At 65.9% G+C, this 12,372-nt stretch carries 9 protein-coding genes; 4 read left to right on the top strand and 5 right to left on the bottom strand.

Annotated elements, in window-relative coordinates:
• Positions 1-218 precede the first annotated feature (218 nt).
• The gene (locus B3547_RS18210; protein ID WP_292965505.1) at positions 219-1,352 is read left to right on the top strand and encodes a glycoside hydrolase family 68 protein; all 1,134 of its coding nucleotides are present in this window, start codon (positions 219-221) and stop codon (positions 1,350-1,352) included.
• 40 nt (positions 1,353-1,392) lie between these two features.
• Here B3547_RS18210 and B3547_RS18205 read toward each other — a convergent pair whose 3' ends face one another.
• From B3547_RS18205 to B3547_RS18190, 4 genes are all read right to left on the bottom strand, one after another.
• On the bottom strand, positions 1,393-2,394 hold the full coding sequence (locus B3547_RS18205) for a LacI family DNA-binding transcriptional regulator (RefSeq protein ID WP_292965502.1): 1,002 nt from the start codon (positions 2,392-2,394) through the stop codon (positions 1,393-1,395).
• Positions 2,395-2,497: 103 nt separating this feature from the next.
• A complete protein-coding gene (locus B3547_RS18200; protein WP_292965499.1) occupies positions 2,498-4,204 on the bottom strand; it encodes a carboxylesterase/lipase family protein in 1,707 nt (568 codons plus the stop codon).
• A 68-nt stretch (positions 4,205-4,272) separates the two neighbouring features.
• Complete coding sequence (locus B3547_RS18195) at positions 4,273-6,438, bottom strand: TonB-dependent receptor (RefSeq protein ID WP_292965496.1); 2,166 nt, start codon at positions 6,436-6,438, stop codon at positions 4,273-4,275.
• A gap of 85 nt (positions 6,439-6,523) precedes the next feature.
• Positions 6,524-7,624 (bottom strand): alpha/beta hydrolase, encoded by a 1,101-nt coding sequence (locus B3547_RS18190; RefSeq protein ID WP_292965493.1) that lies wholly within the window; start codon positions 7,622-7,624, stop codon positions 6,524-6,526.
• A 172-nt stretch (positions 7,625-7,796) separates the two neighbouring features.
• Between B3547_RS18190 and B3547_RS18185 the strand changes: the two genes are divergently transcribed.
• The gene (locus B3547_RS18185) at positions 7,797-8,906 is read left to right on the top strand and encodes an alpha/beta hydrolase fold domain-containing protein (RefSeq protein ID WP_292965490.1); all 1,110 of its coding nucleotides are present in this window, start codon (positions 7,797-7,799) and stop codon (positions 8,904-8,906) included.
• 10 nt (positions 8,907-8,916) lie between these two features.
• Here B3547_RS18185 and B3547_RS18180 read toward each other — a convergent pair whose 3' ends face one another.
• Complete coding sequence (locus B3547_RS18180) at positions 8,917-9,996, bottom strand: alpha/beta hydrolase (protein WP_292965487.1); 1,080 nt, start codon at positions 9,994-9,996, stop codon at positions 8,917-8,919.
• Positions 9,997-10,214: 218 nt separating this feature from the next.
• Between B3547_RS18180 and B3547_RS18175 the strand changes: the two genes are divergently transcribed.
• Both B3547_RS18175 and B3547_RS18170 read left to right on the top strand, forming a co-directional pair.
• Entirely contained in the window at positions 10,215-11,336 is a 1,122-nt protein-coding gene (locus tag B3547_RS18175) for a phosphotransferase family protein (RefSeq protein ID WP_292965484.1), read from the top strand.
• Entirely contained in the window at positions 11,333-12,343 is a 1,011-nt protein-coding gene (locus tag B3547_RS18170; protein WP_292965481.1) for a DUF7065 domain-containing protein, read from the top strand. Before B3547_RS18175 ends, B3547_RS18170 begins: the two co-directional genes overlap by 4 nt.
• Positions 12,344-12,372: the final 29 nt, after the last annotated feature.

Below are 12,372 nucleotides of genomic sequence, written 5' to 3'. Positions count from 1 at the left end.
ACGCAGATTGGCCAGCGCGAATTGCCATCAACCAGGAAACGGCAAAATTACGAGGTTTTCAATACAGGTATAAGCGGAAGCGGGCTGCTTCCGACAGCGACACAGGCGCCGTTCGAGAATTTTAGTGTAACGTTTACGCGAGGACCGATCCTCGCCAAGGCAAGCGAGAGGAATATTTCAGTATGGCGACCATGGTCACCGCAAACGGCAATCGTGGTATGCCTGAGTCCACCATGTGGACCGCCGCCGACCTGTCCTCCCTCGCCCTGACATCCGACAGCACCATCCCGGCTTTCACGCTGGACGGAACCGCGCGCGTGCCCGGCTTCGACCTGTGGGACATGTGGCCGGTCGAACGGGCTGATGGCTCGCTTCCGCGCTTCGACGGCGCCGCGCTGTGGATGGTGCTGACCGCTCGGGCGGGAGAAGACCCGGATGCGCGCCATGCCATCGCGCGCATTCATCTCGCCAGCGAGAAGGGCGGTCGCTGGACCCTGCACCAGCCGGTGTTTCCCGATGGCTTTACGCCGGGCGACCGGGAATGGTCGGGCTCGGCCGTTCTCGACGAGACGGCCGGGTTGCTCACCGTCTATTTCACCGCCGCCGGGCGGCGCGGCGTCACCCCGCCCAGTCTGGAACAACGGCTGTTCGCGGCGCAATGCGGGTTCGAAGCGCTGGATGGCACGTTTGCGCTATCCTGCTGGTCCGGGCTGACGGAAGTCATCATCGCGGACGGCCGGCACTACAGGGTCGCGGACCAGACGGAAGGGCGGGCGGGAGAAATCCTCGGCTTCCGCGATCCCGGGTTCTTTCGTGATCCGCGCGGCGGCGGAGACTTCCTGTTCTTCACCGGATCGTGCGCACGTTCTTCCTCGCGCTGGACCGGCGTCATCGGCGTCGCCACGGCGAGCGAGGGCGAAACCTCCGGCTGGACCCTGCGGGCGCCGGTGCTCAACGCGGCCGGGCTGAACAACGAGCTGGAACGCCCGCACATGCGCGCGGTGGATGGCAATTATTACCTGTTCTGGTCGACACAGGGCAAGGTCTTCGCCGAGGACGGCGCGGCCGGGCCGACCGGTCTTTATGGCGCGGTGGCGCCGACCCCGCTGGGACCGTTCACGCTGCTCAACGGGACGGGGCTTGTTGCGAGCGTACCCGAGCAATGCCCCGCGCAGGAATACAGCTGGTGGGTCATGAACGATCTGCAGGTGATCGGTTTCGCCGATTACCCGGGCATCGGCGACATGGGGTCGATCACCGAGGCCAGCCAGCGCCGAGCCCATTTCGCCGGCTATCCCGCGCCGTTCTTCCGGATCGCGCTAGATGGCGCGACATCGCGGGTGGTCGCCTGAGCGATAGGCTGAGCCGATAGGCTGGGCGATACTGGCCCGTTCAGCTCGATGCGCGCACGATCAACCGCGGCTCGATCTGCTGCGACGCCGTTTCCTCTCCGCCGATGCGCCGCAGCAGGGTTTCGGTCAGAAGCTGCGCGCCGTGGCGCAGTTGCTGGTCGATGGTGCTGAGCGGGGGCGACATATGCTCACCGATCGGCAATCCGTCGTAGCCGATGACCCTGACATCGTCCGGTACCCGCCGCCCCAGATCGCGCAACGCGCGGATCACGCTGATCGCGGTGACATCGGAGCCGGCGACGATCCCGTCGGGCATCTCCGACAAGGTTTCCAGCTTCTGCCTTACATCCGCGTAGGCGGCATCGGGCTCGAAGTGCGTCGGAAGTTCCTGCAACGGCGGCAGACCCGCTTCCAGCACGGCCATGCGGGCGCCATCGATACGTTCGCCAAATTCCGAACCATCCACCGGCCCGGCATAGGCGATGCGCGTGCAACCGCGTTCGACAAGGTGCATGGCCGCCAGCCGCCCGCCCAGCCGGTTGTCCGAACCGATCGAACAGTGATGCTGGCCCGGCGAATGGCCGCCCCACACGACCATCGGGCGATAACGGCGCGAAACGGTTTCAATGATATGGAACTGGTCCGACTGGCCGACGACGATGATGCCATCGACCCGCCCGCTCGCGATGAAGCGGTCCATCCAGCGGTCGTTGCGTGGCAGCACGCGCGACAACAGCATGTCGTATCCGTTCTCGGCGAAGGCATCGGCGAGAAAGCCTGTCATCGTGTTGAAGAACGGGTCCGAAAGGTGCTGCAACGCTTCGTGGCCCAGCGGAACGAGCACGCCGATCGTCATGGTGCGCTGCGTGCGGAGGTTGCGGGCGGCGATGTTGGGCTGGTAGCCGAGCTTTTCGGCGAGCGCGGAAATGCGCTTGCGCGTTTCGTCGCTGACGCGGCCCGACCCCGTGAGCGCGCGCGAGGCCGTGGCCGTCGACACACCGGCCAGTTCGGCAAATTCCTTGAGATTCTTGACGCTGACCATCTGATCCTTCGTGTCCCGGCTTCAAGCCTTCAGGCGCAAGCCCTCGATACCCCGGCGCAACACCTACACGCGGTTGCGCAACCGGCCAATGGCCTGCTCCGCCTCACCGCAGGCTGGCACGCTCGGCCGCGTCGCTTTCCGCATCCATGCGCGGTGATCCGTCCAGACGCAGCGAGGGGAAGCTGCCGGCCGAAACCGCCCGCCATTGCGGCAAGGCCGGCGTATCGGGCGAGCCGGTTGCCGCAAAGGCCAGCAGCGCGCCCGACATCCTGCCAGCCAGATCGAGTGCCCCGCGCCCTCCGCCGGTCATTGAGGCGCACTTCCCGGCGTTGCCGAACCAGAAGGGAATATCGAGGCAGTGGAACGCCATCGGCCGTCCATCAAGGATCGACGTCTGCCACGTGAACCAGAACAGATGAGTCGCTCCAGCCCCGGCCGCGACACGCCGCCGCGCCTGATCGATCACCGCCTGCCGGATCGGGGCCGTGGCGATCCGCGACCATAGAGCGAAAGGCGCCGCATCGGGCGCCGTGCGCCGGAACGCCTCTATCACCGGTCCGGCGCGGCCGGGCGCGAATTTCTCGACCCGGGCGCGCAGGCCTTCGGCATCCATGGCGTTCACGTCGGGATTGTTGATGCCGGTCACGAACTCGTTGAGCGTCGATCCGATGATCAACGGCACCTCGGGCATGGTCCGAGGCATAGCCGGATCGACTGCATCGGGCAGGATCGTCCTGCCATCGACGACCGGGGCAAAGTTCAGCATTTGCGGCAGACGGCGAACGTCGAGAAACCCATCGAACGGCGGGTTGATCCTAGCGGTCACGCGCTCGGCGGCGGCGCGCAAGGTCGCGTAGGGCATGGCCTGAAGCCCCGCGAGATCACCCTTGCGCACGCCCAGTTCCTGCAACAGGAGCGCGGAAAGCCGGGCACTGCGCTCCGGCGTGTTGAACTGCGCGAAAGAGCCGCTGAAAATGGCGGCGCGATGGAACAGGCCGCGCGCCGCCGGCATTCCCATCAGCGCGCTCACCTTGGCCCCGCCGCCGGATTGGCCGAACACGGTGACGCGCGCGGGATCGCCCCCGAACTCCGCGATGTTGTCCTTCACCCAGCGCAGCGCCGCCACGATGTCCAGCATGCCGGCGTTGGCCGAATCCCGCAGGTCTTCGTTCCAGGAGGAAAGATCGAGAAAGCCAAGGACATTGAGGCGGTGATTGAGCGTGACGACCACGGCTTCGCCGGTGCGCGCAAGATTTTCGCCATCGAAAGCGGGAATGTCATGCCCCGAACCGGCCGCAAAGCCGCCGCCGTGAAGCCATACCAGCACCGGGCGGCGCACATCGTCGCATCCGGCGGTCCACAGGTTGAGGCGCAGGCAGTCTTCATCCTCCACCGCATCGTTCCAGCGGAAGATGAAGGCTTCCTCATCGTTGAACCGTCCGGTTCCCTTGTCCTGCGGCGCGATCGGGCCGTAGTGCAGCGTGGAGCGAACGCCCTGCCACGGTTTGACCGGTTGCGGCGGCTGGAAACGGTTTGCCCCGCCAGTGGACGCGGCATAGGGCACGCCCTTGAACATCAGGACGCCGCCCTGGCGATATCCGCGAATGCGTCCGTTGACCGTGCGCGCCGTAGCCAGCGCCATGTCGGTCGTGATCCCGTCGTCGGGAACCACGCCGTTCGTGGCCCTTTCGCCTCTCCCGGCGGCGGAAGCAGCCGCGGGCGCGGAGCCAAGCGCCAGGCCCGCCGCCGCCGCGCCCTTGATCAGTCCCCGACGATCGAGTCCCTCGCTGGTGTCTTCACGCCGCGCCATGGCTGAGGCTCCCGCCCCCGGAACGGCAGCACCTTTTCCCGCGGGAGCCGGTGCCGCCACGTCTCCGGTCAGTTGGTATTGAGGCGGAACGTCACGCCGATCGTGCGCGGGCGCGGCCCTGCGAGCAGCGTGGGGCCGTTCGCCGAGGTCGGTCCGCGCAAGTCGGAGAGATTGTCGCCGAACAGACGCACCTCGTAGCGGTCGAACCGCACCCCGATGCTCGCCTGATAGAGCTCATACGGGTTGATCTCGTTGACCGTGGCATCGCCCAGGCGCGAGCGGCCCACGAACGTCGCAGAGCTCGTCGCAAAGAGCACGGCGCGGCCGATGTCATGCTCGTAGGTCGCGTCCAGACGGAAGTTGTGCGTCGGCGTGTTGAGCAGGCGCAAGCCATTGGCAATCCGCGGATCGGCCCCCGAGAAGGCGGGCAGGACGCGCGTGAACTTGGAATTGTTGACGTTGCCGATGGCGTTCAGCGTAAGCCCCCGCAGCGGGGTGCGCCAGGACAGCTCCATGTCGATACCCTGCGCCTTGCCATCGCCCAGATTGGCGAAGGCGGAGAGGCCGATCGAGGTGTTGAAGGCGCTCTGGATGTTCGTGTACTTGATGTCGTAGAGGCTGACGGCGACGTGCAGCGCGCCATCCAGCAGCGATCCCTTGGTCCCCACTTCCAGGTTGCGCAGCTTGTCCGGGGTCAGCGAGATGCTGCTCGGCACGCCATCGGCGATCACCGCGTCGGCCTGCGCCTTTGATTGCAGGATGCCGCTGCGGAAACCGGTGCCCGCGTTGAAGAACAGCATCCAGTTCGGCGATGGATTGATCGCCAGGTTCGCGCGCCAGGTCAGCGCATCGGGCGTAGCCTTGCTGGTCACGCCCACCCCGTTCGAAACCGAATCCGACGAACGGTGATCCTTGAAGTAGCGCAGCCCCACCAGCGGCACGACCTTTCCATCGAACAGCGAGTAGCTCACTTCGGAAAACACGGCCGCGTTTTCGGTCTTGGTGATCGTCCGCCCGTTCAGGGCCAGCGTCGGGAACGTCAGATTGAACGTATAGAGGCTGCGCGCGTTCTGGTAGTACACGCCCGCAACACCCTTGAACGGGCCGGCACCGTTTGTCGCAAGACGCAGTTCGTTGACGAAGCTGCGCGCATCGCCGCCGTTGTTCAACACGCCGATGCCCAGCGGCGCGCCCAGATTGAGCCCCACCTGGAAACCGCCGGGCAGCGACTTCTGGTACGATGTCGCGTTGGTCAGCGTGAAATCGCCGATCTCGCGCTCGATCGTGTTCGAGACGTACCACGCGCGCCGGCGGTCATAGCCGACCACGTCGCCCTGGTACGCGGCATAGGGCGGATCAAGCGAGTTGATCACGTTGAGGTACTTCTGGTCCGTGCTGAAGTACCAGCCCCGCGCGCGCACTGTCGTCAGTTCGTCCGGCTTCCACAGCAGCACCGCCTGGATATCCTTGGAGATGACGTAGTTGGCGTCCTTCTCGCGCGGGGTGCCGGTCGGCGCGCCCGAATAGATGTCGGCCGTGCCGGCGCGGCGGTCATAGCCACCGCTGATGCGCAGCGCGAGCTTGCCCGGCACCAGCGGAACGGAAAAGGCACCTGCCCCGCGGTAGTTGGGATCGCCTGCTTCGCGCGTGCCCGAAAGCTCCAGCTCGCCCGCGTAGGTGATCTTCTCGAGATCGGGATTCTTGGTGTGGTAGATGATCGTGCCGGCCGACGAGCCAAGCCCGTAAAGCGTGCCCTGCGGCCCGCGCAGGACTTCCACGCGATCGATGTCGAAGTACTGGACCGGCGGCGCCGCCTGGTTGTTCGGCACGCCGAACGGTGTGTCATCGAGGTAGTAGCCGATCAGGCCATCGCCGATCGGGCCGCCGGCGCCCGAGCCACGGAACGAGAAGATGCGATAGCCGGCACCGATTTCCTGCGCCTGCGATGCACCGGGGATCAACTGGATCAGGTCCGCCCCGTCGCGCACGTTGCGCTGCTTCAGCGTATCGCCGCTGAACGCCTGGATCGCGAGCGGCACCTTGTCGAGCCGGACCGAGCCGGACTTCAGGGCGGTGACAACGATTTCCTCTGCGCTGGCAGTGTCGCTCGCCTTGTCGGCGGCGGTTTCCTGCGCGTGCGCGGGAGCAATCCCGCAAGCCGCCCCGCAGGCCGCCATCGCCGCAGCGCATAGCAGGCGCGTGTGCAGAGATTGAATATGCTGGTGAGCCTTCATGATACCCTCCCTTGTTTTGCAGTTGAGTAATCGATTACGCATTTGATGTCAAACCGTGCACGGAAGCCAAACACCCCTGCGACCGCTATGCCCCGGGCCGGTCTCCACTCCCCTTCAGGAAAGCCGCCCCCAGGGCGAGCTTCCACGAAGCGGTGAACGTCCGGGCCGCGCGGGATGCCGGCGCGATGAAATCGAAACCGTGGTAAGCGCCGGGAATGACCAGCATCTGCGTCGGCACGCCCTGCCGGATCAGCGCCTGCGCATAGGCGATGTCTTCATCGACGAACAAATCGATCGCGCCCACGCCGATGAACGCCGGCGGCAGGCCGGCCAGGTTTTCCACTCTCGCCGGCACTGCGCCGTGCGGCACCGAGGCCATGCCCGCGGGTTGCCCCAGCAGGCTGGTCCAGCCGACAACGTTGCCCGCCTCGTTCCAGCCGATCGTTCCGATGAACGGCGGAACACGCCGGATGCTGCCGGTGCGATCATCGAGCATCGGATAGATCAGCACCTGATAACACAACGGCACGCTCGCGCGATCGCGCGCGGCGATCGCCAGCATGGCGGCCAGCCCGCCACCGGCACTTTCGCCCTTGATCGCAATACGATCCCGATCGACGCCCAGCGCTTCGGCATTGGCATGCAGCCATGCCAGGGCCGCATGGCAATCCTCCAGCGGCCCGGGAAACCGCGTCTCGGGTGAAAGTCGGTAATCGACTTCCACCACCACGCAATCCAGTTCCTCGGCAAGGGTCTGCGATGCGGGAAAAGTGTCCTCCATCCGGCCGACGATGAAGCCGCCACCGTGGATATGCAGCACCGCCGGTCGCAGCACGCCATCGCGCCGCGCCCCGATCACCGCGACGCCGACATCCGGCTGGCCTTGCGCACCGGGCACTCGCCGAAGCTCGACCGCCGGCGCGGGCGACGGCAGCGCGGCGGGTGGGGGCGGCGCTTTCGCCCGCATTCCAAGGATCGCCTTGTGATCGAGCGGATCGGGCAACGGGCGGGAAAGGATCAGCTTCGCGCCTTCGCGAAGTTCCGGATCGACCATGGCCAATCCGTCCGAATCGGCGCTCGCGATCGCGGGGCTCGCTCCCGCGCGGCCAACTCCAGCCGCCAATATCGCCGGTGCGGCTGTCGCTCCCAGCGCGGCGATGCCGAACGTTCGTCGCGTAAAACCCACCTGCAATCCTCTCGGCCATTCGCTCCTTCAAGCGGGAGCGCACTCTGCGTAATCGATTTCTTACACCTTGCGACGGATAATGCAATCGATTACGCAGGCTTTCGTCATCACGGCGCGGCCGGCAGAAAGCCGTCCCACGAATTGAACGAACGCGCAGGAGAGGATCGAGCGCATGACCAGACCGGCAAAGGGTGCAAGCAGGATGCTGCGCGCGATAGTGGCGCTGCTGGCTTTCCTTCAGGGTTCGCCCTCGATTCACGCGCAAGACACGCCGCCGCCGCAGGTCCGTGTCGAGGACGACGGGACGGTCCACGTTCCCGCAATGACGTTGCCGGTATCGGCGATGCTCAGCCCGGAAGCGAAGCGCTATGTCGCCGATCACCTGAAGGCGATGCAGAGCCCGCAACAGGTGCGTCAGAACAATGGCGTCCCGGTGTTCATGGAGCCCTATCTCGCCGAAGCCAAATCGACTTTCGCCTATGACATGACCGAACGCAGGCTCGGCGGTGTCCGCGTGTTCGATTATGCGCCCAAGGCCGGCGTTGCCCCCAGGAATGCGCACCGCGTGCTGATAAACCTGCACGGCGGCGGCTTCATGGGCTGCTTTCCCGCATGTGCCGAACTCGAATCGATTCCGGTGGCGGCGCTCGGCCAGGTGCGCGTGGTTTCCGTCGATTACCGCCAGGGACCGGCCTACCGGTTCCCCGCTGCCAGCGAGGACGTGGCGCAGGTCTATCGCGAACTGCTGAAAACCTATCCCGCCGCGAACATCGGCATCTACGGTTGCTCTGCCGGTGGCATGCTGACGGGCATGGCGACCGCCTGGTTCCAGAAGCACGCTTTGCCAAGGCCAGGGGCCGTCGGCATCTTCTGCGCCGGCCTTACCACCTCGGCCAACGGCTTCGGGGGCGATGCGGACTATATGACGGCGGCTGTCGGCGAAGCCCGCCCGGCCCCCAAATGGCCCCCCAGCGCCGATGCGCCATGGACCTCCCTGCCCTACTTTGCGGGTGCCGATCCCAGGGATCCGCTTGTGTCCCCCGGATCGTCCGACGAAGTGCTGCGGCAGTTTCCGCCGACGCTGATCATCACCGCGACGCGCGGATTCGAGCTGAGTTCCGCCGTCAGGACGCACGGCCGCATGGTGGCTCTGGGCGTGGATGCGGACCTTCACGTCTGGGAAGGCCTGTTCCACGGCTTCTTCTACAAGCCGAACATGCCGGAATCACGGGAAGCCTATGACGTGATCCTCAAGTTCTTCGACAAGCATCTCGGGCAATAGCGGTCCGTGATCAGGCCGGCGCGCCAAACGCGGCGTGCAGGCTCGATTTCCAGGCCTGCGTGAACTCGCGGGAAACGCGGGCTTGCGGCACCACGAAATCGAAAGCGTGGAAGGCGCCGGGCGTGACGTGAACGCGCGTCGGCACCCCGGCCGCGATCAGCCGTCGCGCGAAATCGAGATCTTCCTCCACGAACAGGTCCAGCGCGCCCACGCCGATGAAGGAGGAGGCCAGCCCCTCCACGTCGGCAACGCGCGCCGGAACGCTGTTTTCAGGCACTTTGGCCGATCCTGCGGGAACGCCGAGAAAGCAGGACCACCCGAACCGGTTCGCCTGGGCCGACCACCCCACCGTGCCGATGTGTGACGGCGCGGTTCGCGTCGATCCCGTGCGGTCATCGAGCATGGGATAAAGCATGACAAGGTGGCAGACGCGCACCTTGCCGCGATCGCGCGCCATAAGCCCGACCAGCGCGGCAAGCCCTCCGCCCGCGCTTTCCCCCATCACGGCGATCCGCGCGGGATCGATGCCGAGTGGTCCGGCATTCGCCGCCATCCATTCCAGCGCGGCATAGTTATCGAACACGGGGCCGGGGAACGGCGTTTCGGGAGCCAGGCGATAATCGACGTTGACCACCACCGCATCGAATTCCGCCGACAGGGTCTGGCAGAACGCGGTCATGTTCCTCGCGCGGCCAGAGATCATGCCACCGCCATGGATGTGGAGAATGGCCGGACGGCCCGATGTGGAAGGCTTTGCGCCGATGACCTCGACCGCGACATCAGGCGCCCCGGCCAGGCCAGGGATCGTCTGCAACGCCACGGAGGGCGCGGGCGCATCGAGGAGGGGCGGGGGAGCCCACGAGGCCCGCATCGCCGGCAGCGTCTCTCGCGTGGGTGGTGGGAACGTCTGGCGCAACATCCCGCGCGCCGCTTCGCGCAGCTCGGGATCGAACAGCCGCAAAGGGTCTGCCGCCTCCTGGGCCAGTGCGCGCGCCCAGCCTAAGCCAGATGCGCCAAGGCCAGGCCACACGGCAAGACCCGTCCCCAGACAGGCCGCGCCGAAAAACAGATCTCTGCGGTTGAACTGCAAGCACGCCTCCCACGCCAGAACCGCTCGATAGCACAGCAGGTTTGGAACTCGAAGCGGGCGCGGCCATGACAGGGCTGCGATGGGCATGGACCTTGCCAGCGTCAGGACCAATTACCGGCGCGGTCCAGGCGTCGCGATCCGATTTTGATAATTTGACAAAAATATCTTTTCGTCACATTTCTTGTTCGGGTCGCAACACGGCGGCGCGGGAGAGATGGATGGTCGACGATAGCGCGCTCGCTGCAAGCCGGGCGATTACCGGGGCAACGCAGGGCGGAGACGACGAGAAAGTCGCCGAACGGCTCAGGGCCTTTCTGAACCGGCAGGCGGCGCTCGGCGGAAACATTGGCGCGATCCGGATCGACGCGGGGCGCCGTTCGGCCGGCGCCTCCAGCGGGACGATCCTGTTCGATGCCGAGATCGCGGGCGAAAGCGAGGCACCGCTGCGGCTTGTGTTCCGTTACGATCTCGGCGGCGCGTTCTTCAGTCAATATTCGCTGCCGCCCCAATTCTCGATCATGCAGGGCCTGCACGCGCGCGGGCTTCCGGTTCCGAAAGCGCTGTGGCTCGACGCCGATGGCGCGGTGAACGGCAAGCCCGGACTGTTCATGGAACGGATCGAGGGGATCGCGCCAAGCACCATGCCGTTCAACGAAGGCCCCTACATGGCCGTGGACGCGGCCGGTCGGCACGCCATGCTGCTCGAAGCGGCGCGGACGCTCGCGCTGATACACGCGACCTCTCCCGGTGGTCTCGCCGACGGGCATTTCGCGCAGCGCGGGGGCGATGGTCACTATCTCGATCGCGAGATCGGCTGGACACTGACCGAGCTGCGGCGAACGATCCCTCCTGCCGCGCAGGATGCAAAGGCGGATTTCTACCGCGACATTCGCCAGACGCTGGAGACGGTCGCCGACTGGCTGACAGCGCACGCGCCGCGCCACCGCGCCCCCGAACTGGCGCATGGCGACGCGAACATATCGAACTTCATGTACGGCGAAGACGGCAAGGTTGTGGCCCTGCTCGATTGGGAACTGGCGCACCATGGCGTCGGGGAAGCAGACCTTGCCTATCAGATTGCCGGGATCGCTCATTTCGCGCTGCTCGCGCCGCCCGTCGATGGCATTCCGACGCCCGACGAGATGATCGCGGCCTACCGGCAAGCGCGCGGGAAGCTCGACGACTGGGAGTTCGCACAGGTGCTGGGCGAATGGCGCCTGGCGGTCTTCGCCTCGATGGGCATGAGCCGCCTGCCCCCCGAGCTCGAAGACGTCGAACGCACCTATTGGACCGCGACACGCAAGCGCCTCGCGGCGCTGGTTCCGGGGATCGGTGCATGATTCCCGCCGGGGATATCATCATCCTGCCGGTCGAGGACGAGTGGCCGCACGCCCCCGAACCCGACGCGCATTGGCAGGAAAGCGTCGTTCTCTGCTTTCAGGATATCGAGCAGGGATTGGGCGGTTTCATCCGCATCGGCCACCACCCCAATCTGGGGACGGGCAATTGCACGTTCGGCGTCGTGGGGCCGGGCGTCGGCTACAACCGTTCGCGGATCGACGTGCCGATGCGCGAGGGCGACCGCTTCGCGAACGGCTTCGCGATCGACGGCTTTCTGACCGCGACCTTCGACAGCGCGACCAATCGCTGGACCGCCAAGGATGATGATTGCGCGCTTGATCTGCATGTCGAAAATCTTCATCCGCACTATGATGCCTGGGCCTTGTCCGGTCTGACCGGCGGCTTCCGCGAAAAGTTCGCGGCGATGCACACCGAGGTTGCGGGGCGGGTTCGTGGAACCATGCGGATCGGTGACCGGACATGGACGGTCGACGGCTTCGGGCACCGCGATCACAGCTGGGGGGTGCGCAAGCACGACGATCCCGAGGCCGCGCTCGCAACCTTCTTCTGGCTCGTCGGTTCGTTCGGACCCGACCTGATCTTCAGCATGAGCGAGTCGATCACCTTTTCAGGCAGGCGCAACCGCACCGGCTTCGTCATCCGGGACGGCGAACTGGCCCGCCCCCTGACGCTGGATGCGCGCTTCGGGGTGACGCTCGACGGCATAACGATGCGCGATGCGCGCGTGACCTTCGACGCCGCCGCGCTCGGCACGCACACGATCGACCTCGAAGGTTTCGGCAATGTCGTCCTCGGCATGGGCGGCCGCTATCTCGAGGTGGGCATGCCGGCGCGGGGGCACTGGAACGGTCGCACCGGCGGGGTTCACCTCAGCACCATGTTCAATGCACGCGGCGGGACCGGCCAGCCACCGATGCTGTTCGGCACCTCGTCCGCCAACGAGCTTTACCGCGAGCAGGCCTTTCAGGAGGTCCGGAAACGCTAGCGCGCGGAGAGATTGCGCTTTGGGGATAA

The organism is Novosphingobium sp. UBA1939, assembly GCF_002336885.1.
In the GTDB taxonomy this organism is placed as follows: Bacteria; Pseudomonadota; Alphaproteobacteria; order Sphingomonadales; family Sphingomonadaceae; genus Novosphingobium.
The sequence above is the reverse complement of the archived record's forward strand: the minus strand, read 5'-3'. Positions and strand labels throughout refer to the sequence as shown.